Source organism: Aminobacterium sp. UBA4908, from assembly GCF_002398115.1.
Lineage (GTDB): Bacteria > Synergistota > Synergistia > Synergistales > Aminobacteriaceae > Aminobacterium > Aminobacterium mobile.
The window spans coordinates 15,359-38,368 of the sequence record NZ_DHCG01000009.1 but is presented as its reverse complement, the minus strand read 5'-3'; the positions used below and the strand labels follow the sequence as shown (position 1 = coordinate 38,368).

The following is a 23,010-nucleotide window of genomic DNA, read 5'->3' as shown; positions in this document are numbered from 1 at the left end:
AGCATTATAGCTGGTCCTTTTTTCCAATGACCTGAATAAGAGCCCCGTCATAGATCTTATCCAAGCCTTCCCTCACAAGGAAACTCCCTTCATCAAGCCCTTCTTTTATTTCTATTAAACTATTCTGACTCTCTCCCGTAACAACCTTTCTTCGCACCGCCCTCCCTTCTTTTATAAGAAAGACATAAACGTCTTTTCCCTCTCTGCGTAAAAGATCGTCAGGAATAGCTACAACTCCGTCTTTGGCATCCAATCGAACCTTCACTTCTACAAAAGAACCTGGGGGAAGGCAGACACCTTTCTCGAGAGAAATAAGGCACCGATACATACCAATATCCGCTAGTGCTTCAGGATCCACTCTCTTCACTACACCTCGTAAAATATTTGTATTTTGCAGTATCTGGCACTGAGTGAAAGGAGTAAAGTGCTCTATATCCGGATAAGGAATATTGACCTCTACTTCAAGATGTTCAAGGTTCCCCAAACGAAAAAGTTCTTGCCCTGGCTCCGCTATCTCGCCTACTTCTATGTTTTTCGAGAAGATGACCCCCTTCAGAGAGGAACGAACTAATGTGCGCTTTAACAACATCTGCGCCTCTTCAAGACGAGCTTTTTTCTCAGCTACAAGAGCCAACGCCCGCTCTACCTCCTGCTGAGAAATCCCTCCTGACGCATACAGATTTTTTTTACGTTTAAGATCTCTCTGAGCATTTTCATAATCGGCGAGTTTAGACGCAGAATCCGAAGATTGCGCTATATTTGAAAGTTCGGCAAGAATTTGATTAGGCTCCACCTGATCTCCAACATCCACATATACAGTTGTCACATATTCCCTGACATATACCGTAACTGTCTGTTCAGAGACTGGGCGAATTTTCCCATAATATAATTTCCAATATTCCCAGTGAGACTCTTCCACCTTATAAGACATCACTGGAATAGCTTGCTGCTGCGTTGTTACTTTAAGTGTTTCTTTATCTCCATTCGCCCATAATCGCAACAAGAGGAAGATTCCAATTACTATAGCAAGCCCCGCCACCACCCCTATAAAAAAACGAATCCTCATGACGAAAACTCACTTCCTCTGTCTCATCAACTCCTCTTTCAGAGCTGGGGAAGTATAAACTTTATAAACGCCCTTAACGGTATAATATTCTAAAAATTTCAAGGCTGTCAAGGAACGTTTTGCCCACTTGCAAAATAAGGGAGGACAAGAGTTGACAAAGAGTAAAACATCTGCATAATAGGAGAGCATAAGAAAGGGATAGTAAAAAGTGGCCCTCTTTTTGCAGACGGGTCACTTTTTTTATGCCCCAATAGAAACGGGAGGCACTATTACATTTATGGAACAAAACTATTTTGAAGAATACAGCCTTCGGCCAGAACTTTTACGGGCCTTGGCAGAGAAAGGTTTTACAACACCTACACCTGTACAAGACCGAGTTCTATCAGAAGACATTGCCGAACGAGATATTGTCGTTCGAGCACGTACCGGATCTGGAAAAACCCTAGCTTTCCTTCTCCCCTTATTGCAAGAAACATCTCGAGGCGACCGCTCCTCCAATATTCTTATTCTTTCTCCCACTCGAGAACTTTCTCAGCAAATATGGAAAGAAGCCTGCTGGCTCGGTGATTATCTAGATCTTTCTGTAGCATCTCTTGTAGGCGGCATGGATATGTCGCAACAGATCCGATCTTTACGCAACGGATCCGCTATTGTAACAGGAACCCCAGGGCGGGTTCTTGATCATATACGCAGAGGAACCCTTGTTACTACAGATATACATACTGTAGTTCTCGACGAAGGGGATCATATGCTCGATTTAGGTTTCAGAGAGGAACTTGAAGCTATACTTGAAAGTCTTGTGAATTGCCAAAGGACATGGCTTTTCTCAGCAACTATGCCCCCAGAGATACATTCTCTTTCTAAGAAGTTCCTTAAAAGCCCCTTGTTTATTTCTCTTTCAGAAGAAGGGGAGGCCAACGAAGACATTACGCATGAGGTCTACCTTGTTCCTTTTAAACATAAGGAAGAAGGACTCGTAAATGTTATTTTATGGGAGAAACCTGTTAGAGCCATTATTTTCTGCCATACACGGGTGGAGACAGTGGATTTAAGCCGACGACTTCACGATGAAGGTTTTCAAGCAGTGTGTCTTCATGGCGAAATGACTCAAAGAGAACGGAACACCGCTCTCTCGCAGTTCAGAAGTGGTCGAGTACCCCTTCTCGTTGCTACAAATGTAGCAGCACGAGGTTTGGATATACAAGGAGTTTCTCACGTAATTCAGATGGGACTCCCTGATAACAGAGAAACTTTCGTACACCGTAGTGGTCGTACTGGCCGAGCCGGACATGAAGGTCGGGATTTGCTCGTCCTTTCTCCTAAAGAGGCTTCAAACTTTAAACGCATGGTAGGGCCTAAGATCAAGTTTACGTGGAAAAATGTGCCGGATCCCAAAGATATACGGCATAAGCAGAGAGAAGCCTACGAAGAAAAAATTCTTACTGCAGATCATTATGAACAAGAAGAGTACTTAGAGTGGGCTGACGCTCTTCTTAGCAATAATGATTCACAGAAGTTGACAGCACGTTTGCTTGGCCTACTTTTTGCCCGTAAACAATTCGGATACCCTTTAACAACAGAACTAGAACGAGAGCTCAAAGATGCTAACAGACCTAAACGTTCTCGCACCCCCAAGGAAGAACTGTGTTCATCGGCTTTTGTTATCCGTTTGGAAAGAGGCAGGAGCCACGGCTGGGATGTAGGCAAAATATTGCGGATTATATGTTCAACCCTCCATATCGAAAAATCTGGAGTTGGAGCAATCCGCCTAAAAGATGACCATTCGTTGGTAGAACTTTTACCTACGTCAGAGAAAGAATATCGACGATACGGGAATAAACTTGTAGAAAAAGGATTACTGCATGAAGCTCTTTCTGAGACACGAAAGTCTTCTCGCAAAGGTGGGGGAAAAGGCGGAGAGAAAAAAGCAAACAAAGGTTTCCGGCACCGTAAAAAAGAAAAAAGATAAAAGTTAAAAGTAAAGATATATAGAAGAGATAAATAAAAAAGGGTTGCCGTTTGGCAACCCTTTTTACTATTTTCGATGAATGATTTAAAGAAAGGCTACAACTTCTGAACGTTAGCAGCTTGCGGTCCCTTGTCTCCTTGTGTTACATCAAAGGAAACCCGCTGGTTTTCGCTCAATGTTTTAAATCCATCCCCCAGAATAGCACTGTAATGGACAAAGACATCTTTTCCCTCATCGGTCGTAATAAATCCATACCCTTTACTATCATTAAACCATTTCACTGTGCCCTGAGCCATAAAAGAGAAGCCTCCTAGTACTTGAATATAGAGCCGTTTCTGTATATTTCGGCTGTTAGACAATACCCGATTTAGTAAATACTGTCAAGCAATCTTTAACGTTTTGCGCACCTTAAACAATTTAAGCATGCAATGAAAATTCGACAACATTCCTTTTTTAGCAGACATTTTTTATAATACACTTGTCTTAAACTTCAGCAAACAGCCTTATAAAGTATTCAAAAAAGAAATGTCATCGATCTATTATCTCTCGTGATATAATTCCAGCCGCAGAATAGATGAAAAGGTGAAAAAATTGATTCAATTGTCAAACATAACCCATTTTTTTGGAGAACAAACTCTTTATAAAGAACTAAATTGGATAATTCCTTTCGGAACTAAAACTGGATTTGTAGGAAACAATGGTAGCGGAAAGACTACTCTTTTCAAAATCCTCATGGGATCTATAGAACCCCATGAAGGGAATGTATTCTTTCCTAAAGATTGCCGTATAGGATATCTGCCCCAAGATCTTGTGGAAATAGAAGACATTCCGCTCTTAGAGTACCTACAAAAACAGGCCGGTGTCTACAAAACAGAGAAAGAACTGAAAGCCCTTGAAAAGGCTATTACTCAGGCTGTGGAAAGTGGGCAAGAATATTACCAGCTCTTAAAACATCATGATCTTATACTTCACCGCTATGAACAGCAGGGAGGCTATGAATTCTCTGCTATGGCTCAGAAAGTCATGAAAGGATTAGGTTTTTCCAATGAAGACATCCACCGTAAAAGCAGTGAGTTTTCTGGCGGATGGAAAATGAGGATATCTTTAGCGGCCCTTCTCCTTTCCGCACCAGATATTCTTCTACTTGATGAACCTACCAACCATCTCGATACTGAAAGTATGGAATGGCTCGAAGAATGGCTCCTTTCCTTTAACGGAACTCTCGTGGCTATTTCCCATGACCGGAGATTTCTTGATAAGGTCTGTTCTGTTACTGCCGAACTTTCTAACAAAACTATTACCGTATATAAAGGGAATTTCTCGTGGTATCTAGAAGAGAAAGCACGTAAAGAAGAAGAGTTAGAGCGAACTTTCAAAAAACAAAAAGAAGAGATCGAGAAGACAAAAATCTTCATTGAGCGTTTCCGTTATAAAGCAACAAAAGCAGCTCAGGTTCAAAGTAGAATTCGACAACTTGAAAAAATGGACTTCGTAGAATTAGACAGCGAGGAACGGGCTATAGCCATTCATTTTCCACCATGCCCCAGAAGTGGACATAATGTCCTTTCTGTAGAAAGGGCAGGAAAGCAGTATGATGCTCACTGGGTCTTCAGCGATATATCGTTCAATGTAACTCGTGGTGAAAAAATTGCTTTAGTCGGAGTTAATGGAGCAGGAAAATCAACTTTATCACGACTGATAAGCAAGGCAGAACCTCCCACTGAGGGAAAGGTTCTCTACGGTTACAATGTCAAAATGGGATTTTTCTCCCAGGAAAGCGCTCAGAACCTCGATTACAAGCGCACTGTCTGGGAAGAAATATCTCATACTGGTTATCTTGGCTCTGATGGAGAAAAACGGAATCTCCTTGGTGCCTTTCTTTTTTGCGGCGATGATATTTATAAGTCTATATCCGTGCTTTCAGGAGGAGAAAAGTCCCGAGTCGCCTTACTTAAGCTTCTTTTAAAAGAAACAAATTTGCTGATCCTTGACGAACCAACAAACCATCTGGACATGCGTACACGTGATATTTTTCAGCAGGCATTAATGGAATACAGTGGAACGTTGATCATCGTCTCTCACGATAGATACTTTCTCGATAACCTGGTTTCACGTGTTATTGAAATTCGGGATGGGCAAATTTACGATTATCCCGGCAATTATTCTTATTTCATTGAGAAACGAAAAGCTCTTTCTCAAGCAGAGAAAGTAGCATTGATGAATGAAGAGGCTAAAGCCAGCAATACGAACAAAGAAAATGAGCGAGAAAGGAGACGGAAAGAAGGAGAGATACGTAATATAATTTATCGGGAAAAGCAGAAAGTTAATAAAGTTCTCGAGCCTTTGGAACAATCCATAGCAGAACTGGAGTCAGAGAAAGCAGAAATTGAAAAACAACTTTGTTCTTCAGATTTTCTAATAAATTCGGAGGCTGTCCAAGAAGTTATGGTAAGACATAATTTCATTGAAACCCAACTTGAGGAAAAGATGAAGGAGTGGGAAGTCCTTATGGAAAAGCTAGAGGCAATAGAAGAAGAAAACACTTCGTCTGTTTAAAATTATGAAAAGACACGATCCTTTTAGACGAATCGCCCCTTTTTATGATTTTTTATAATTTTTTCAGGTCTCTATAAAACCCAAGAGATACTTCGCATATTACTTCTTAATGATAGAATACTTACAAGGAACATAGTTGTGATTCTTAAGGAGGATATGCAATGAGACGATTTCCCCTCTATTTTGTAATATGTTTCTTTATAACATTATTGGTCGTTAACACAGGTTTTGCGGCTACGCTGCCCGTTATGACACCGGGACAAAAACTTCAATACCATTTTATAAAACAACTAGATCCTGAAAAAATGGTTATGATTTTCGACGAAGAGCCTGGAGAAGAGGGGTATATTCGCGACGTTTACATGGATCTTAAGGGAGCTGTTATAGGTGGGGTGCGAATTAAAAGCCTCGTTATACGAGGCTCGGGGATCCAGCTCTCTCCTGTTCACACATGGGGTGAAGACGGCCCTGAAGTAGAGCAGATATTGAATATTCACGCCAAAGGAATCATTGACGAAAACGACATTAACCAGAATCTTCTACAAAAAGAATTCGGAGACGACGATCATTGGCACAACCTTCAGCTCGATATTCATCCTGGTGGAATATATGCTAAAGGTTATTATCTGGTCCGAATGTTATTTAAACTTGATATCCTTATAGAGATAGAAAGTCGTTTGAAGATCGTAGATTTTCAACAAATATGGCTTGACCAATATACAGTACGGGTAAATCGAGTAGACATCCCAGCTTTCATTACGGAAAAGGCCGTATCCCAAATTCAGCCTCTTCTTGACTTAAGCCGTTTTGTCTTCCCCCTTAAGTTAACGTCCATATCCTATGATGATACGTCCATAACTCTTTCGAGTTCCAGAGAGCCAGAACCTTTTGACGGCATCATCTACCAATATGAAAAGGGGTTTTCTGACCCTGTGGTCTGCTCGCCCAAATTAAAGCGATAGTACCCATATCGCGCCGCACCCCATAGTCCCATATCCTCTCTAAGCAAAACATACAGTGGGATGCGAGATAAAAGACTTGAATGAGTAAGAGAGAAATTAAACTCTTCTCTAAAGAAATCGTTATTGACTAACCACGGGTTGGAAACGGCAACACCTCCGCTGATAAAGAGACCATGCATGGGGAGTATCGTCAATGCAAAATCTCTGCAAGCCCTGGCATAGAACGAAGCAAAAAAATAAGTTGTAAGTGATGTAGAGGATATTTCAGCCACAACAGCAGGAGAAGATAGCTCTCGACCGGTGAGAAATAAATGAAGCAGAGAAAGCCCCCTCCCAGAAACAGCCATTTCTTTTGTTATATAGGGGACACTCAATCGTTTTTTCAGAAAAAGCTCGAAGTCTTTTTCTTTCTCATAAAAAGAGATGAGGGTATGCCCAGCCTCAGAAGCAACTGGAATATACTCTTCGTTTCTCCAAGGGAAGAGAGCACTATGCCCTAATCCCGTTCCCGCTCCTATCACAGCAAGAGGAGACATCTTTCGAGGAACCCCATATTGTACAACTTCCATATCCTCAGCTTGAGCAGCGAGACACCCATAGCTCTGGGCCACAAAATCATTTACTACCTCTATAGAAATCTGTGGGTATTGCTTACGAAGAACTGCCACAGGTATAGTCCATTCTACATTGGTAAGAACAACCACATCTTCATCTTCTAACGGCCCCGGGACAGCAAAAACACATCCCTGAACCTGCGCCAAGGAAAACCGCAGGTCTATCTCTGCTGCTTTTTTTAAAAGGTTAAAGAAAGAAGAAAATGCCGCAGTTTTCAGTTCTAAAGAACCTTCCAATTCGATGCTTTCCCTTCCAATCATAAAAAGTCCCAGTCGACTCGTAGTCCCACCTATATCCGCCGCTAAAATCTTCGTGGTTTATCACCTCTCTTAACTCAAAAATCTGGCCAGATACACTTGAAGCCATGCGATAAAAATTATAAAAAAAAGAATCAAAAAGAACCGAGTCATTTTCTCTTTCATGAAGAAGCTCCTTCTTTTTTCTCGTCAGCGAGCCCTTCTGCTATCCCGCGAAGACTGTTAGTAATAAAATATCGCTCTCGACGCTGCTCATCCACAGACATTTCATAAAATCTTTCCACATAAGGATCTTCTTTTAAGATACGATCAACTAGATCAGGAAGCGCCCCCCCTTCCTCTCTCTTCACTTTTTCTCTCCACTCATTAAGTTGCTCTAATGACCGCTTTAAAAAAAGGTCCCCATGACGCACCATTCCATAGTGAGCATAAAGTAGTAACGAACAAGGTCTTCTTAAGAGAAGTTTAATGGAATCCATAGCGGAATGGAAGAAAAATCTCGGCGGCGTTGTAGGGCGCATATAAAACTGCTTCCCTTCCATATCGCCCCAAAAAACACCTGCAGCTTCCCCTGCAAAAAGCAAAGGATTTTCACCTTCTAAAGGATAATAAAAGGAATGATGATGGGGGGCGTGCCCTGGAGTATCCACAAAAAGAATATCTGTCAGATCTTCACGCGGAATGATAGCATCTGCAGGTACAGCTGTCATTTCTCCATACTCCAAAGCTACTTGGCGCAATGTTTTAAGGCTAGCTTTTTGAAGACGAGATGGGTCTATTAAATGCTTTACCCCTCTATTTGGAGCTACGACTTTGCTCTCAGGGAAATATTTTAATAAGTTTCCCACTCCGCCGGCATGATCTATATGGATATGGGTTAAAACAATATAATCTATACACGAAACACCCACGCTCTTTAACGCATTTAAAAGTTTTGGGAGAGTGGACGTCGGGCCTGGGTCTACTAATATGGTTCTTCCCTTTTTCTCATCCCGAAGAAGCCACGACGAAAGGAAGTGGCTAAAGCCAGGGAGAGAAAGAGGAAGATCGATAAGATCTAACGTTCCTCCTTCAAATTCCAACGCACGATGAAATGTAGCTAAAGAGGCATCAATAGGGTAAAAGTTCATCATTATTTTTTCCTCCCAAGGACTATCTTTTTTTAAAAAAATCATGTATCTTTTTATATTCAATGCGCACAAATATAGTTTATGGAGAATGAAAAGCCTCTGTCAAGGAAAGACTCCCTCTATGTTATTGCGCAAAAATCTTCGTACCTTTACTATAAAATATAAACAGAAATTTTCTTACTGGAGGTGCTGCAGTGGAAACATCCCGTCACTACGAATTTGATATCGAGCGGTATATGCCCCGAGAGAAATTCGAAGAAATAAAGGCTTTTGCTGGCAACAAAGAAACCCCTTGTCTTATTGTGGATTTAGACAAGATAGAAGAGCAGTTCGACTCTCTTCAAAAAGGGATGCCCTTTGCGAAAATTTATTACGCTGTAAAAGCTAATCCGCTTGATGACGTGGTGAAGCTGCTCGTAGAAAAGGGCAGCTGTTTCGATATTGCTTCAGTCTATGAGCTGAATCAGGTTCTAGCCCTTGGAGCAACACCGGATCGTGTCAGTTATGGTAACACAATTAAGAAAGCAAAAGACATTGCTTATGCATATGAAAAAGGAGTTCGCCTTTTTGCCACAGACTCGGAAAACGACCTCTACAAGCTCGCCCAAAATGCTCCCGGCTCTAAGGTCTTTTTCCGGATTCTCACTGATGGAAGCGGGGCCGACTGGCCTCTTTCCAGGAAATTCGGAGCCCATCCTGACACTATTTACAAGCTTATTATTATGGCGAAAGGGTTGGGATTGGTTCCCTATGGAGTTTCATTTCACGTGGGTTCTCAACAGAGAGACCTGGGTCAATGGGACCATGCCATATCCACATGCAAATACCTTTTTGATGCAGTAGCTGAAAAAGGGATAAAGCTTAAAATGATCAATTTGGGCGGAGGGTTCCCTTCAAAATATATTTACCCTACCGTCGGCCCTGATGTATACGGCACTGAAATAACTCGTTATCTAAAGGAAGATTTTGGTGAAGACCTCCCCGAAATTCTTCTCGAGCCCGGCCGCTATATGGCTGGCGATGCAGGAGTTTTGGTTTCAGAAGTAGTTCTTGTCTCAAGAAAATCTGAATATAATCAATATCGTTGGGTCTATCTCGACGTTGGCAAGTTTGGTGGGCTTATTGAAACATTGGATGAATCGATTAAATACCCGATTTATGTAGAAAAAACAGGGTTGACTCAAGAAGTAATATTGGCCGGTCCCACATGTGACAGTATGGACATCCTTTACGAGCAAGAAAAATATGAACTGCCATTAACCTTAGAGGAAGGTGACCGTGTCTACATTTTTACTACTGGTGCCTATACTCAAAGTTACTCGTCTATTTACTTTAATGGGTTCCCACCTCTGGCAGCTTACATCTTACCTCGGGGGTCTCATAAGGAGAAGTAACGCACAGGGCCAAAAACATCGAAAGGAGATGGTGCTTTTTGGAACGCCGGGGGAAAAGATTTAACCAGATATGGCTAACGGAAGAGCAGACTCCAAATATGAAGTTGAGCTTAAGGGTAAATCGCGTACTTGTAAACAAGAAATCCGATTACCAAGAAATCCTGCTTGTGGAAACGGCAGAGTATGGTCGGATGCTTGTTCTTGATGGCGCTATACAAATAGGGGAAAGAGAGGAATTCTGCTATTCAGAGATGATGGCTCATATCCCTCTCTGTGCCCATCCCGATCCCAAACACGTACTTATAGTAGGAGGGGGAGACGGTGGGGTTCTTCGCGAGGTTCTTCGACATAAAAACGTAGAAAAAGCTGTCCTCATCGATATTGATAGCGACGTTATTGAAGCAGCAAAGGAATATCTTCCTACTCTTAGTTGCGCTATGGATGACCCTAGAGCAGAAATACGTTCTGAAGATGCTTTATCCTATATACGTTCCGTCTCTGAATGTTTTGACGTGGCCATTGTCGACAGTACAGACCCTGTGGACTTTGCCGCAGGACTTTTCGAATCGAGTTTTTATGAAGAGGTGAAAAAGGCTCTTAAGAAAGATGGGATAATAATTGCCCAGACAGAGTCTCCATTCTCCGATACGAAGATTATGATAGAAGCATATAAAAACATGAAAAGTGTCTATCCAATAACATCCTTGTGTTGGGGAGCTATGCCTACATATCCATCAGGGATGTGGACATATACTATCGGTTCGAAAGAAGTCGACCCATCGACTCCAAGGCACACCGTGCCAGAAGGAACTAAATATTACACTCGCGACATTCACAAAGCAGCTTTTGTTTTGCCTCCTTTTTTAAAGGATCTTCTTCATGATAAATAAAAAGAGAAGGGGCTTGATCCTAGGATCAAGCCCCTTCTCTTTTTTACAATAGACCTTATCTAAAAAGATATGATACCAATGGTATTTAGTAAAATGATAACAAGCAATGCTGGCGAAACATAGCGTATAACAAAAGAGAAAAAGCGCACATAAAAACCGTTCTCAAGGGTACCATGATTCGAAAGTTCGTACGCCACGTCCTCTTTTTTTGAAAAATATCCTACAAAAATGGCAATAAGCAATCCTCCAAGAGGCATAATAATGTTAGAGGATAAATGGTCATAAAAATCAAAGAATCCATCTCCAAAAAGCTTTATTCCACCTAACAGACTTGAACTATCTACGGAAAGAGTCGCAGTAATACCGACCAGTCCAATAAAAAGACAGTTCATAAATGTTGCTTTCTTTCTAGACATCTTGAACTCTTCAGACCAGAAAGCTACAGGAACTTCCATAAGAGAAAGAAGAGCCGTTGTAGCAGCAAAAGACGTTAGTAAAAAGAAAGCGGCAAGTAAAACCGTTCCAAAGGGCATTTTTGAGAAAACCAGCGGAATAGTCATAAACAGAAGGCCAGGCCCCGCCGATGGCTCCATTCCAAAAGAAAAAACTGTTGGGAAGATGGCCAGTCCCGCCAACATAGAGACGAGCGTATCTGAAAAAGCGATTTTCCCAGCTGTTTTAAAAAGGTGAACATCCTCGGTAAAATAAGAACCATACGTGATCATAATACCCATAGCTAGAGACAATTTAAAGAAAGCTAACCCCAAAGCGCTTAAGGCCACTGAAGGGGTAATCCGAGAAAAATCTACATGAAAAAGAAATCGAATACCCTCTCCAGCGCCAGGCAAAGTTAGGGCCCGGATGTCACAAATTACGATAAGAACAAAAAGCAGCGGCATAAGAGTCTTAGTAATTCGCTCTATTCCACCGCGCACACCCATAGAGATGCCAAATCCAACAACACAAAGCACTATAAACTGCCAAAAGATAGGAGAAAGAACAGCCTTCGAAAAGAAAGACTGCCCAGCTGTCCCTACCCCAATAACCTCACCAAAAAGCCCCTCAACACTCTCGGCACTAATAGAAGCAAACGCACCTGTAAGAGCTTTGAAGCAATAGAAATAAACCCAGCCTGCAACACATGTATAAAAGAACATAACTAGATAGGCCGAGAGGACCCCCATTACGCCGACTCCCTTCCAAAGGGATCCTGGTTTTAAACTTTCAAAAGCACCTATGGCATTGTGTCGGGTACGCCGGCCTATATACCACTCACAGAGAAGGACTGGTATGCCTACAAAAAGAATGCATATAAAATAGACAAAAAGAAAAGCGCCGCCACCATTTGACCCTGTCAAATAGGGGAATTTCCAGATGTTACCCAGACCAACTGCCGACCCTAAAGAGGCGAAAAAGACTGCGAGTCCTGACGAAAAGCCTTCTCTGGGCTTACCCGTGTTCTCCACTATGAACCACTCCCTCGATAAAATATATAAAGAATAAAAATTGGCTTCCATATCACGCATCACGATATGGAATGAATAGCCTCAAACTAAATCCTCATGAGTTTTTATTTAGGGGATTAAAGTACTCCTGAGGGGATAAATTGTACTGAATTTTAAGACAGTAATTGTGTTTCGTCAACCTTTTTTAGAGATTTTTCCAGTCTTTGACAATATGGCAGAGATTTATCATACTTACCAGAGAGATTTCTTTAACGATGAGGTGAGCGAAATGGAATTTATGAACGCAGGAGGGCCTCTCATGTGGATTATATTGGGGCTTTCAATTGTAGCTCTTGCTATTTTTATCGAGCGACTCTTTTTTTTCAAAAGAGCTTCTACAGATGCCGAAGCGTTAGAATTAGCTCTCAGCAAGGCTCTGTTTAACAATGACTCTCAACAAGCTGTGGAAATAGCAAAAGGTGGAAAATCTTCCCTTCACCGCCTTTTTTCTGCTGCTGTTACCCATTGGCAAGTTGATACGGAAGCTTTTAAACTCTTACTTGAGCAACAGATACGTCGAGAGCTCTTTCGTTGGATGAAAGGGCTCACTCTCCTCGGCACTATTTCCCGCGTTGCTCCTTTATTAGGGCTACTTGGTACCGTTCTTGGCATGGTAGAGATTTTCAGGAGTTTGCCTACCGCAGGGCAAGCACCGATGATCTCTTTAGCTGGTGGCATTTGGCAAGCGCTCCTCACTACCGTTGCTGGCCTCAGCGTGGCTGTTCCAACTGTTCTGGGTTACACATTTCTCGTCTCTCGAATAGACGACCAAGAAGAAACACTTTTTAGGGGTGCCGATTTTCTGATTCGGGAGAAACTTATAGAAACCACGCGCTCCCACCACGCGGGGGAATAAACAGTGACTTTTCGGTCGACTCGCAGCCGTTTGCCTGAAATAGATATCACCCCTCTTATTGATATTCTCTTTATTCTTATTATTTTCTTTGTCCTTACGACAACTTTCGGGCAAAGTCAGATAAGAGTGCAACTTCCAAACGGACAGGCATCTACTGTAGACGCCGCTCTCGCTGTTTACATAACAATAAATTCCGAGGGGACTCTTTTCTGGGAAGAGGGCGCTGTCTCTGAAGAGGATCTCATCACCTTGGCGAGACAGGCGCAGGAGGCAGGGAAAACTCTTTTAATTGCAGCGGACCGTAGCATTTCTTATGGACATGTAGCGTCATTCCTATCTCGTCTCAATCAAAACGGGATCCAGTCTGTAGGGTTAGCCCTTCAGGAGGATTAGTATGGCAAAACGCTTTGTTCCTCCTCTTCTATGTAGCCTCTTCTTACATGTTCTTCTGTTTTTTTGCCTGCCCAAATTGCCACCGAGCGAACCTCTATCCTCAGAGCCGCTTATGATAGTTACGCTTGTCAAAACAACGAAACCGGGGCAATGTTCAGAACGTGCTGAGGATAGATCAATAGGAGCAGGCTCTCAACCTTCAAAAAAGATAGAAGATGCGCATTTATCTTCCATGCAAACGCTATCCCCTACATTTCTGTCTGCACCTCAACAACAAATCTCAAAGATTGAAAACAAGAAAGAGCAACAAGCACAGCAAGCAACAGCCCTTCGCAACCTCGAAAAATCGACAAAAGAAAAAGAGGAGGAGGAAAGAACAATCACTACTACGACTGTTGCCCATACCCTCTCTGGCTCGGACACAAAAGGAGACATGAATGATGATGCAAAGAAGGAGGCAGAGAGAACGTCCGCTGGCACAGTAGAAGGACATGGCAAAGGGGAGGAAATAAGCGCTGACCAAGGGCTCTGCAAAAAAGGTGGGGTTGGCTCTGGACATGGAGAATTGCCCTCCGTCTTCGAGCTTTCATCTGTAACAATAAAAAAGCGCGTACACCCCCAATACCCTCTAATCAGCCGTAGAAAAGGAGAAGAAGGAACTGTAACCCTTCTCGCTCATGTGCATAAAGGAGATCTCATAACAGTACGTATAGAGAAATCCAGCTCCTATTCGCGACTTGATCAGGCTGCATTGACTGCCATTAAACAATGGCTTTTTACTGAAGATTTAACAGGAACTGTGAGAGTCCCCGTCATTTTTTCCCTCAAAGATTAATGGGGAACTTTATTAAAATATTCATCTAAAAGCTCTAAGGTTTTCGCAAGGGAGGAGACCCTTCTCTCCCCCATCTCGGGGAAAGAAAGATCCCAAAAAGGATCTACCCCGCTACGTATAAAGATAGAAACTTTCGCTTTTTCAGGAGGAACTAACGTATATTCTTTTCTCTTCAATGCTCGGCAAGTCCAAAAAAGTTCATTAGACGTACCTGTTACAGCAACAAAACGCCCAGAACTTCCCTTTCCGTTTCCGTTTAACTTCCATTCCCCCGTTCCTATATCAAAATGAATATTCTCTGTTGAAAAGACAGAAGAAATTGCTCCCGCAAGAACCAAATCCTCAGGAACACCTGAGAAAGAAATTCCTTCTGGGGATAATAACCAAAGACGATCGGCAAAACGTAAGGCTAAGTCTATGTCATGAAGGGACAAAATGATCCCTTTCTTCTCATACCAGGCATAGTTTCGCAAAAGAGATAAGAGCTCCACTTTGCGAGGCAAATCTAAAAAAGCCGTCGGTTCATCAAGCAAAAGAATAGGTGTTGTCTGAGCCAAAGCTCTAGCAATAAGGACCCGCTGGCTTTCTCCATCGCTCAATTCGGAAAAGAGTCGGCGAGAAAGATGCCATGCCTGCATCTGCTCCAAAGATGCACGTATAATGTCGTGATCACTCTGCTCCAATTCACCACGCCAATTTGTATAAGGATAGCGTCCCAGTGAGACAAGCTCAAAAGCGGTGAGTCCCTGAACATCTGGACGGCCAGCCATTACAAAACTCATTAAGGCTGATCGCTGCACGTAAGAAAGGGTCTTTATGTTGTGCTGCTTTATCTGCAAAATCCCAGACAGAGGTTTAAGAATTCCTGCAAGTGTTTTCAAGAGTGTAGTTTTTCCTGCACCATTAGGGCCTACTAAACAAACGATCTCCCCAGGCCACAGAGTAAAAGACATATGTTGAGCAACTGGTGCGGAATATCCCTTTTTTACAGGATAACCAATGGTAAGATCTTCCACAGTAAGGAGAGGAGGATGGACAGTATCCATGCTACATCTCTTCCTTCCTTCTACTCCGAAAGACAACCCATACCACAACAGGAGCTCCTATAAGAGATGTAACAGCATTAAGAGGTAGAACGATAGAGCTACCAGGGACATGGGCTATAAAATCAGCGCAAAGAGCAAGATTCCCACCGACTAACGCACAAGCTGGTACTAAAAAACGATGGTCGGCGCTCTTAAATGCGCCCCGACATAGATGAGGAACTGCTACCCCCAGAAAAGCAATTGGACCGCAAAAAGCTGTGACACTTCCCGCCAAGAAAGACGTTAGGGCTATGAGGAGGATACGAACCCTCTTTACAGGGACTCCCATGGTAGATGCGTATGACTCTCCCAAGAGTAGAGCGTTGAGAGGTTTTGCCATAATAAAAGCTGCGCCAGAACCAAGAATAGAAGCAGGTACTAACAAAGAAAGCTGCCCCCAGGACACAGAGGAAAAACTTCCAAAACTCCACGCTACAAATTGTTGAATACGTTCTGGAGTACTGAAATGAATTAAGACGCTCACCAAAGCACTCACTGCATATCCAAACATGAGACCTAAAATAAGAAGAGTAGTATTATCCTTAATTTTACCTGCTACAGCCAACATGGCCATCATAATAAGACAGCTACCCAACCATGCCGCACCAGCAAGTCCTACATTAGCCAAAGACCCAACTATTAAAGTGGCCATTGCTACACCCAGACTCGCTCCGCCGTTAATACCAAGGATAAAGGGACCGGCTAAAGGATTTTGAAAAAGGGTTTGCATCCCTAAACCTGACACAGAGAGAGCTCCTCCAGCAAAAAATGCAGTAAGGGCCCGAGGAAATCTTAATTCCATAACTATTACTCGCCACTCCTCAGAGACCCTTTCACTCCCTAAAAGACTTTGTAAAAGAGCCGAAAAGGGGATAGAAACAGATCCTAAAGAAAGGGTAAGAGCTACCAAAATTACACCGATCCCAAGGAGCGCCACAAAAAGAAACATCTGGCGATATTTCATGGTATATTCCTCTCTGACAATTGATGATAAAAAAAGAGCTCGTGGTTTGGCAGTAAATGAGGATGTAAAATAGCAATTAAATCTTCTAAAATCAAGTCTGGGCGCATGATGCCCTGCTGATAATAATCGTTAGCTCCACTTTTCGTCACACGAGCATTATTATTATAAATTCTTCTTTCCTTGAAGGGACGAAACGTTTCATAACGGGGATCTTCAGTTATAGCGTCCTCTAAGCTTTGCCATGAAGAAGCGTTAATCCAAAAATCACAGGAGATAGCTCGTTCTAACACATTTTCAAAATCTATGGGGACCCCTCCCCGCTGATTAAGGTCAGACCAAAGATAGCGGCCTCCTGCATCACGAAGCAAGTAAGCAGGCCAGCTTCGTCCTCCTGGAACATACCATGTCCCGCCAATAGCTGCATTTGCCATAACTGTAGGGCGTTCCTTCGTCATATCCCGCACTTTTTGTACGAGAGAGTTATATTGTTCAGCAACTCGCCGAAAAAAAGCATCTGCCTCCCCTTCTTCGCCCAGGAACAAACCCACGAATTTAATCCATTCTGCCATACCGAGAGGTTCTTCTTCCAAATAATCTGACGCAATAACAAGGGGGACTCCAAGTTGCCGTAACCGATCCGCAGCCTCTTTCTCTGTTGCCGTATACGCATAAACAAAAACGACATCCGGGCGTAAAGAAAGAATTTTTTCCACGTCGAGGCGCAATCCTGCCCCTGCATCAGCAGCTACGTCAGGGAGATCAGAGTTACGAATAACGTTGGAATATACATATCGTTTCCCTCCCACCCCCACAAATACATCCGCTCCGCCAAGTTCCTCTATAAAAGGGAGCATGGTCATGGATGTGGTAATAACTCGTCGAACTGGGACATGTACAATTGGCAAATGGGCAAGCCTTTCAGGGATAGAGGCCCCCTGTGATACGAGAAGATACTGTTGCCCTTCCCGGGCTCCAGCCCAAGGTTGGACGACAGTGACTATGCTATATCCCTCTTCTCTGCTCACCTTAAAACCTTTAGCATATTGAAGTTCCATAGAAGAGGCGAAAGAAGGGACGGGATACAAAAGGACAAAACCCCATACCCAAAGTAAAACATTAAAGAGATTCCATTTAATTTTTTTCATATTTTTCACAAAAGATTTCCTCTTAGTAGATTTTTTTATTGTAAGATATGTATAATAGTAAATGTGCGATTAGGTCAATTCCAATTATCGCTATCATTGCCTACAAAATCAAATAGGGATCTATGTTTTCCAGCTTCGGGAATCTGGTGTGAAACCAGAACGGCCCCGCCACTGTAACAGAGACAAACTCGTAATACCACTGGGAAAACTGGGAAGGTACGAGGGAGGATGAACTGGAGTCAGGAGACCGGCTGGAAGACAAGAGTCATTATCATGCGAGGGCGTGGTGTGATGACTATCTTCCTAGCCTTATACATGGCGAGAAGAGGTTGTCGTGTCAACCTTGCTTCTCGCCATTTTTATATTTTTAGGGGGGACTATGGTGGTTAAGAAGAAAGGACTCATTGCGGCGTGCATGGCTGCGACTTTTGTCTTTATGGCAGGAGCGGCAATAGGAGCAGAAAAAGTCTACGATGTTCCTGAGGAAATAGTTACAGGGAGTAGATTGGCGACAAGCCTGGAAGAAGTTCCAGCTCCAACCTACGTTATTACCCGTGACCAAATTGAAAGAAGCGGATCCAGAGATTTAGCAACCATTCTTGAACAGAATGTACCGGGAATTTATGTAAAGCAAAAGACTGGTCATTCGAATAACTCTCAAATTTCTATGAGAGGGTACGTAACTGAAGTGCTTGTTTTAGTTGATGGCGTTCCCTATTACCGCTCATCCCATGGAGCTGGCGCTGCCTCTGTTGATTTTCGAGATTTCCCGATTTCCAACATTGAGCGCATTGATGTAGTCAAAGGAACTGGCTCAGCTACTTATGGTTCCATGGCTGCCGGTGGTGTTATTAATATAATTACCCGGAAAGCCACGGAGGGAATAACTATAGAAGGAGAGGTCGGTCCTAATGACTGGCGACGGTACTTTGTCCAAGGAGAGGGTGCTGGAGAAAAAATCAATGCTGGCATCTGGTATTCCCACAAAGAAGAAGGAGAGCATCGCTTACTTGAACAGACCGAAAAAATCTACAATGCCCTCGACTATAAAGAAAATGCTTACGGCGTAACTCTCAATGGCAAAAACTGGAATTTTAAAAGTGAAACAGGGGAATTTAAGAACACATATGAAACTCCGGGCCGGATGGTCCCAGTAGATATTAACAAAGAGAAAGGACAATATCAGCGACATTCTTTCCGTTACAACGGGAACAGCTACTATGTGTTGATGGGTTATAACGACCAGAGATATTATATCCAGCAAAATCAAGATAACTATTACAAAGATCGGGCTTTTACTACGGAGTTTGGGAAACGAAGCCAATGGGGCGCTACTCTTGCTTCATGGGGAATGACATATAGAAAAGAAGAAACAACATACAGACCATCTACTTTTGACCCTGAAATAAACCAGGATCGGACAAATTACGCCCCCTTTGTAGAACTCTCTCGTCCTTTTGGCGATGTTATCGGAACCCTTGGATTACGATACGAAATATGGCGCCAGGATAACGCAGACAACTATAATGAACTCATGCCCAAAATGACCCTTCAACTTCCGCTCAACAACAACACTGCCTGGTATATTTCTGCCGGGCGTTTCTTCGCTATGCCTAGCATGTATGAACTTCATGCAAATGGTCCATGGGGAACTAAAGGGAATCCCAACCTCAAGCCAGAAAAAGGATGGAATTATGATCTGGGAATAAAAGGAGCAAATGACTCTGGGAATTGGGGCCTCGGAATCTTTTACTCTAATATGAAAGATAAAATCATCTGGCGCAGTAACACCTATGAAAATATGGACGACTTTAGATCTTATGGAGTTGAAGCTAGCCACAAATGGAATCTTTCAGAGAAATGGAGTTTCGGTCTTTCTGGAACGTGGCAAAAAGCTCAGGAGAAAAAAGGGAATGCTGGAAACTGGGAAAATAGCTACGGCTTGCCGGAATGGCAATTTATGTCTTCTCTCACATATCACAACGGTCCATGGACAACTGGAATAAACTGTAGCTTCGTCGCCAACCGATCTACAACCCCTGCTCAAAAGGATTGGACAGGAAAACTTTATAATCCCGGCGACGACTATTTCCAGACAGATATTTTCACTGAGTGGAAATCTGGTGATCATACAGTCCGCTTAAGCTGCTATAACCTCTTTGATGAAGAGTTTACATATAATTCTGCCGGTTGGAATTATTACGGCCCCGAACGAAGCGTTTACCTCACATGGCGATATAGCTTCTAGCTCTTCAGGCGGGGGAAACCCCGCCTTTTTTAATTCCCTTAAGTGTCGTTGTTCTCATGTATCTCTTGTTTACTTATTCCCGACACGACTGGAACAAAGCGACAGTAGTCATACCAATTCTCTAACCATAGCCCCTCTCCCTTCTTCTCCATTACCAATAGACGCTGCAACCCTGGTTCTATTGAAAGGGGCAAAACTATTCGCCCCCCCATAGCAAGTTGTTCTTGCCACGGTTCTTCCACTATATCTGCCGCTGCCGTCACAAGGATTCCATCATATGGAGCTTTCGGAGCATATCCCTGTCGACCATCAGCAACAACGACCATTACGGAATATCCGAGCTGCGAAAGCACCTCTTCGGCCCTCTGTGCTAAAAATTCTATGCGTTCAAGAGAGACAACTGAGGCACCCATTTCCTCCAAAATAGCTGCTTGATATCCAGAACCTGTGCCTACCTCTAATACGCTCATTCCTTTAGATACTCTCAAAAGTTCCGTCATACGAGCAACCATATACGGTTGAGATATAGTTTGATTTTTACCAATGGGAAGAGGGGCATCAAAATAAGCAAGAGAAATATATTCGGGAAAAACAAAAAGATGTCTTGGAACTCGTTTCATCGCAGCAAGAACATGTTTATCTCTCACTCCACGACTCTCTATTTGAGTTGCTACCATAAAATCAGCTTCTTTACGCCAATCAAGATGTGTCATGAACGCCACCCCCCTTGTGGAAATCTACTTTACCTTGCCATGACAAGAGCAGGAGCATTACAATAAGCACGATTGAAAGAAATGATGGAGGGACATATGAATGTATGAAGAAACAATACATATCCGTTTTTTTGAAGTGAATGGACAAGGGCAACTTAAATTAGGCCCCATTTTTAACTATCTTCAGGACATGGCCGATAAAGATGCCTCCCGAATGAACATCTCAATACCACAACTCATGGAGAAAGGGTATACATGGGTGCTTCATCGATACCACCTCGAAATGATACGATACCCAAAACTTGACGAAAGTCTCGTAATTCGCACGTGGCATTCCCCATTAAAGAACCTCTACTCTCTACGAGCTTTTGAGATTCGCACTCAATCTGGAGAAGCCCTCGGGAAAGCCGTAACATCTTGGATTATTATAGACTATAAAAGCCACAAACCGGTACGTCTTGACCGTCATGTCTCTTCCGAATACTATGAAGAAGTAGTTCCTTTTGAGTTCTCTTTTTCACCAATACCGCCTTTAAAACATATAGATTTAGAAGAGTCTTTTCCCGTCCGAATGCGGGATCTGGACATTAATAATCATGTAAACAACGCTGTATATGTAGAATGGGCTGCAGAAACAGTACCCACTGAAGTTTTGCAAACACAGAGGCCGGTGACGATAAACGTTATTTTTAAGGAACAACTCATGTATGGAGATGCTGCTATTGTACAAACCCAAAGGCAAAAAGCTTCAAACTCTTTTGACCATATTATTACCCGACAATCTGATGGAGCAGAAGTTTCAAGGATTCACACGCTATGGGAAAGAATCGAATAATATCTTCTAAGGACATTGAAAGAAATAAAATTAATCAAGAGTTGCTCTGCTGGTTTTGTCAAAATAAGAGGGACCTACCATGGCGCCATTGTTATCGTCCCTATGAGGTATGGATTTCAGAAATCATGTTACAACAGACACAAATGGATCGAGTGATTCCCTATTTTCTCCGCTGGATGGAGCGCTTCCCAAGTCTTCACGATATAGCAGAAGCACAAGAAGAAGAGGCCTTAAAATTCTGGGAAGGGCTAGGCTATTATTCTCGTGTTCGAAATATTCGCAAAGCAGCCCAAATGTTGCTATCTATGGGGTACGAAACAATTCCGCCAAACGAAAACATTCTCCGAGAATTACCTGGCATTGGGCCCTATACGGCTGGAGCCATTCTTAGTATTGCTTATAATATGCCCTATACAGCAATCGATGGGAATGTACGAAGAGTTCTTTCTCGAATAGCCGACATTGCTATACCTGTAAATGCTGGAGAGGGAAAGGTAACCGTAGATATCCTCGCTTCTCAACTTTTGCCCCACGATACCCCTAGAGATTTTAACCAGGCACTCATGGAGTTGGGAGCCCTTATATGTGTTCCACAATTTCCTCGATGTATTGATTGCCCAATTAGCCCCTTCTGCCAAGCGCACAAGACGGGAACAGAAAGAGAGAGACCCGTAGTTCTATATTCAGATAAACCTAAAAAAGTTGAAGCAGTAGCAGCACTTATTTTGTGTGAGGACATGCTATTACTTCGGCAAAGGCCTCTGGACGGCCCGTGGAGCAGGCTATGGGAATTGCCGTGGGGAATTAAAGATAGCAAAGAAGATTATCACGCCATTTTCAGGAAAGAACTGCCCGAAAAATGGATGGATACGCAAAAATTTCACGAGATCGGATCTATACAACACTCGATAATGAATACTCGCATCCACCTCCAAGGCTATACAACATCTCTACCCTATGCTGTACCTGACCCAGTAAAAAAACCTTTTCACTGGATCAGCTTTGGAAACATATCAGCTCTTACATATCAGGCAGGGACTCGCAAACTTTTAGATCTCTTCTTTTCAAAAAAGAGATAAAAAGAGGGAATACTCCCGCACCGGCTGGAAGGGAAATTCTTGCTATGCACCAGTTAAAAAGAGAAATTCTTTATATCCACAAGAATCTTTTCACCGTTCTCAATTTTTACCTTGGCACCTTTCAGATTCTCCCCCTTATTTCCCACTTTCTTTTTTATATGTTCATCTTGTTGGGATGGCCTAAAAATAGCTCTGATAAGGCCTGACCATATATCTCCTTCTCTTCCCTTTTTAGGAAGGCGCACTTGCACAAAAAAGTGGTTGCTATTTACATGCACCTTAACATCTTTACTGTTTCCAGGTCCGCCAAGGCCCGGGATATTCAACGCTAAATGGATCATGGCCCCTTGGGGAAGATCCACGTCTCCCCGAATATGCAATTTATGTCCTTTAACTGCAATCTCTCGGATTTCCAGTACAGAAAAGTCGCTCGCCCAACTTACTGAAGCTCCCAACATTACAAGAAAAACGGCACAAAGAAATACTTTAAAAATATTTTTTACCATTTTTTTC

22 protein-coding genes and 1 riboswitch are annotated in these 23,010 nt (G+C 42.7%); of the genes, 12 read left to right on the top strand and 10 right to left on the bottom strand.

Annotated features, from left to right (window positions below; translation table 11 throughout):
* Positions 1–4: 4 nt before the first annotated feature.
* Positions 5–1,066, bottom strand: a complete 1,062-nt coding sequence (locus tag B4J50_RS08310) for an efflux RND transporter periplasmic adaptor subunit (protein ID WP_286846422.1) — start codon at positions 1,064–1,066, stop codon at positions 5–7.
* A 277-nt stretch (positions 1,067–1,343) separates the two neighbouring features.
* Between B4J50_RS08310 and B4J50_RS08305 the strand changes: the two genes are divergently transcribed.
* Positions 1,344–3,035 carry a DEAD/DEAH box helicase gene (locus B4J50_RS08305; RefSeq protein ID WP_286846423.1) on the top strand — a complete coding sequence of 564 codons (1,692 nt, stop codon included), beginning with the start codon at positions 1,344–1,346 and terminating at the stop codon, positions 3,033–3,035.
* A gap of 95 nt (positions 3,036–3,130) precedes the next feature.
* Here the strand turns inward: B4J50_RS08305 and B4J50_RS08300 are convergent, their stop codons facing one another.
* Entirely contained in the window at positions 3,131–3,331 is a 201-nt protein-coding gene (locus tag B4J50_RS08300) for a cold-shock protein (protein WP_024822992.1), read from the bottom strand.
* A 286-nt stretch (positions 3,332–3,617) separates the two neighbouring features.
* Here B4J50_RS08300 and B4J50_RS08295 point away from each other — a divergent pair, with 286 nt between their 5' ends.
* Together B4J50_RS08295 and B4J50_RS08290 are read left to right on the top strand one after the other, a co-directional pair.
* A complete protein-coding gene (locus tag B4J50_RS08295; protein ID WP_286846424.1) occupies positions 3,618–5,591 on the top strand; it encodes an ABC-F family ATP-binding cassette domain-containing protein in 1,974 nt (657 codons plus the stop codon).
* A 161-nt stretch (positions 5,592–5,752) separates the two neighbouring features.
* A complete protein-coding gene (locus B4J50_RS08290; protein WP_286846425.1) occupies positions 5,753–6,553 on the top strand; it encodes a DUF2993 domain-containing protein in 801 nt (266 codons plus the stop codon).
* On the opposite strand, the gene B4J50_RS08285 is transcribed toward B4J50_RS08290, so the two are convergent.
* Together B4J50_RS08285 and B4J50_RS08280 are read right to left on the bottom strand one after the other, a co-directional pair.
* On the bottom strand, positions 6,493–7,461 hold the full coding sequence (locus B4J50_RS08285) for a glucokinase (protein WP_274532070.1): 969 nt from the start codon (positions 7,459–7,461) through the stop codon (positions 6,493–6,495). The two genes, B4J50_RS08290 and B4J50_RS08285, sit on opposite strands and share 61 nt — an antisense overlap.
* A gap of 125 nt (positions 7,462–7,586) precedes the next feature.
* A complete protein-coding gene (locus B4J50_RS08280) occupies positions 7,587–8,558 on the bottom strand; it encodes an MBL fold metallo-hydrolase (RefSeq protein WP_286846427.1) in 972 nt (323 codons plus the stop codon).
* A 191-nt stretch (positions 8,559–8,749) separates the two neighbouring features.
* On the opposite strand from B4J50_RS08280, the gene B4J50_RS08275 reads away from it, so the two are divergent.
* Entirely contained in the window at positions 8,750–9,949 is a 1,200-nt protein-coding gene (locus B4J50_RS08275) for a type III PLP-dependent enzyme (RefSeq protein ID WP_024822997.1), read from the top strand.
* Positions 9,950–9,987: 38 nt separating this feature from the next.
* A complete protein-coding gene (gene speE, locus B4J50_RS08270; protein WP_286846429.1) occupies positions 9,988–10,839 on the top strand; it encodes a polyamine aminopropyltransferase in 852 nt (283 codons plus the stop codon).
* A gap of 59 nt (positions 10,840–10,898) precedes the next feature.
* On the opposite strand, the gene B4J50_RS08265 is transcribed toward speE, so the two are convergent.
* Positions 10,899–12,305 (bottom strand): sodium-dependent transporter, encoded by a 1,407-nt coding sequence (locus B4J50_RS08265; protein WP_286846431.1) that lies wholly within the window; start codon positions 12,303–12,305, stop codon positions 10,899–10,901.
* 298 nt (positions 12,306–12,603) lie between these two features.
* On the opposite strand from B4J50_RS08265, the gene B4J50_RS08260 reads away from it, so the two are divergent.
* The 3 genes from B4J50_RS08260 to B4J50_RS08250 all read left to right on the top strand — a co-directional run bounded on the left by B4J50_RS08260 (position 12,604) and on the right by B4J50_RS08250 (position 14,428).
* Entirely contained in the window at positions 12,604–13,200 is a 597-nt protein-coding gene (locus tag B4J50_RS08260) for a MotA/TolQ/ExbB proton channel family protein (protein WP_286846433.1), read from the top strand.
* A 3-nt stretch (positions 13,201–13,203) separates the two neighbouring features.
* Positions 13,204–13,593 (top strand): ExbD/TolR family protein, encoded by a 390-nt coding sequence (locus B4J50_RS08255; protein ID WP_024823001.1) that lies wholly within the window; start codon positions 13,204–13,206, stop codon positions 13,591–13,593.
* A gap of 112 nt (positions 13,594–13,705) precedes the next feature.
* On the top strand, positions 13,706–14,428 hold the full coding sequence (locus tag B4J50_RS08250) for an energy transducer TonB (protein WP_286954072.1): 723 nt from the start codon (positions 13,706–13,708) through the stop codon (positions 14,426–14,428).
* Here B4J50_RS08250 and B4J50_RS08245 read toward each other — a convergent pair.
* From B4J50_RS08245 to B4J50_RS08235, 3 genes are read right to left on the bottom strand one after another with little or no spacing between them, the layout of a single operon-like run.
* On the bottom strand, positions 14,425–15,474 hold the full coding sequence (locus B4J50_RS08245) for an ABC transporter ATP-binding protein (RefSeq protein ID WP_024823003.1): 1,050 nt from the start codon (positions 15,472–15,474) through the stop codon (positions 14,425–14,427). The genes B4J50_RS08250 and B4J50_RS08245 overlap by 4 nt on opposite strands.
* A 1-nt stretch (position 15,475) precedes the next feature.
* On the bottom strand, positions 15,476–16,477 hold the full coding sequence (locus tag B4J50_RS08240) for an iron ABC transporter permease (protein WP_286846436.1): 1,002 nt from the start codon (positions 16,475–16,477) through the stop codon (positions 15,476–15,478).
* Positions 16,474–17,622, bottom strand: a complete 1,149-nt coding sequence (locus B4J50_RS08235; RefSeq protein WP_245587118.1) for an ABC transporter substrate-binding protein — start codon at positions 17,620–17,622, stop codon at positions 16,474–16,476. The genes B4J50_RS08240 and B4J50_RS08235 overlap by 4 nt, the downstream gene beginning before the upstream one ends.
* A 113-nt stretch (positions 17,623–17,735) precedes the next feature.
* Positions 17,736–17,892: riboswitch (cobalamin riboswitch) on the top strand.
* Between B4J50_RS08235 and B4J50_RS08230 the strand changes: the two genes are divergently transcribed.
* Positions 17,851–18,012 (top strand): hypothetical protein, encoded by a 162-nt coding sequence (locus tag B4J50_RS08230; protein WP_156923406.1) that lies wholly within the window; start codon positions 17,851–17,853, stop codon positions 18,010–18,012. It overlaps the preceding riboswitch by 42 nt.
* Positions 18,005–19,870: a TonB-dependent receptor plug domain-containing protein gene (locus B4J50_RS08225; protein WP_286846441.1), complete on the top strand. Its 1,866-nt coding sequence runs from the start codon at positions 18,005–18,007 to the stop codon at positions 19,868–19,870. The genes B4J50_RS08230 and B4J50_RS08225 overlap by 8 nt, the downstream gene beginning before the upstream one ends.
* Before the next feature lie 38 nt (positions 19,871–19,908).
* Here B4J50_RS08225 and B4J50_RS08220 read toward each other — a convergent pair whose 3' ends face one another.
* On the bottom strand, positions 19,909–20,583 hold the full coding sequence (locus B4J50_RS08220) for a protein-L-isoaspartate(D-aspartate) O-methyltransferase (protein WP_286846442.1): 675 nt from the start codon (positions 20,581–20,583) through the stop codon (positions 19,909–19,911).
* A gap of 100 nt (positions 20,584–20,683) precedes the next feature.
* On the opposite strand from B4J50_RS08220, the gene B4J50_RS08215 reads away from it, so the two are divergent.
* Together B4J50_RS08215 and mutY are read left to right on the top strand one after the other, a co-directional pair.
* A complete protein-coding gene (locus B4J50_RS08215) occupies positions 20,684–21,418 on the top strand; it encodes an acyl-[acyl-carrier-protein] thioesterase (RefSeq protein WP_286846445.1) in 735 nt (244 codons plus the stop codon).
* Positions 21,400–22,497: an A/G-specific adenine glycosylase gene (mutY, locus tag B4J50_RS08210; RefSeq protein ID WP_286846447.1), complete on the top strand. Its 1,098-nt coding sequence runs from the start codon at positions 21,400–21,402 to the stop codon at positions 22,495–22,497. The genes B4J50_RS08215 and mutY overlap by 19 nt, the downstream gene beginning before the upstream one ends.
* 53 nt (positions 22,498–22,550) lie before the next feature.
* Here the strand turns inward: mutY and B4J50_RS08205 are convergent, their stop codons facing one another.
* Complete coding sequence (locus B4J50_RS08205; protein WP_286846449.1) at positions 22,551–23,003, bottom strand: hypothetical protein; 453 nt, start codon at positions 23,001–23,003, stop codon at positions 22,551–22,553.
* Positions 23,004–23,010 lie beyond the last annotated feature (7 nt).

What these genes read in the sequence shown, in the direction of transcription:
- B4J50_RS08310 (WP_286846422.1), bottom strand. Translation starts at nt 1,066, where the DNA reads ATGAGGATTCGTTTTTTTATAGGGGTGGTGGCGGGGCTTGCTATAGTA.
- B4J50_RS08305 (WP_286846423.1), top strand. Translation starts at nt 1,344, where the DNA reads ATGGAACAAAACTATTTTGAAGAATACAGCCTTCGGCCAGAACTTTTA.
- B4J50_RS08300 (WP_024822992.1), bottom strand. Translation starts at nt 3,331, where the DNA reads ATGGCTCAGGGCACAGTGAAATGGTTTAATGATAGTAAAGGGTATGGA.
- B4J50_RS08290 (WP_286846425.1), top strand. Translation starts at nt 5,753, where the DNA reads ATGAGACGATTTCCCCTCTATTTTGTAATATGTTTCTTTATAACATTA.
- B4J50_RS08280 (WP_286846427.1), bottom strand. Translation starts at nt 8,558, where the DNA reads ATGATGAACTTTTACCCTATTGATGCCTCTTTAGCTACATTTCATCGT.
- B4J50_RS08260 (WP_286846433.1), top strand. Translation starts at nt 12,604, where the DNA reads ATGTGGATTATATTGGGGCTTTCAATTGTAGCTCTTGCTATTTTTATC.
- B4J50_RS08250 (WP_286954072.1), top strand. Translation starts at nt 13,706, where the DNA reads ATGATAGTTACGCTTGTCAAAACAACGAAACCGGGGCAATGTTCAGAA.
- B4J50_RS08245 (WP_024823003.1), bottom strand. Translation starts at nt 15,474, where the DNA reads ATGGATACTGTCCATCCTCCTCTCCTTACTGTGGAAGATCTTACCATT.
- B4J50_RS08240 (WP_286846436.1), bottom strand. Translation starts at nt 16,477, where the DNA reads ATGAAATATCGCCAGATGTTTCTTTTTGTGGCGCTCCTTGGGATCGGT.
- B4J50_RS08235 (WP_245587118.1), bottom strand. Translation starts at nt 17,622, where the DNA reads ATGAAAAAAATTAAATGGAATCTCTTTAATGTTTTACTTTGGGTATGG.
- B4J50_RS08230 (WP_156923406.1), top strand. Translation starts at nt 17,851, where the DNA reads ATGAACTGGAGTCAGGAGACCGGCTGGAAGACAAGAGTCATTATCATG.
- B4J50_RS08220 (WP_286846442.1), bottom strand. Translation starts at nt 20,583, where the DNA reads ATGACACATCTTGATTGGCGTAAAGAAGCTGATTTTATGGTAGCAACT.
- B4J50_RS08215 (WP_286846445.1), top strand. Translation starts at nt 20,684, where the DNA reads ATGTATGAAGAAACAATACATATCCGTTTTTTTGAAGTGAATGGACAA.
- mutY (WP_286846447.1), top strand. Translation starts at nt 21,400, where the DNA reads ATGGGAAAGAATCGAATAATATCTTCTAAGGACATTGAAAGAAATAAA.
- B4J50_RS08205 (WP_286846449.1), bottom strand. Translation starts at nt 23,003, where the DNA reads ATGGTAAAAAATATTTTTAAAGTATTTCTTTGTGCCGTTTTTCTTGTA.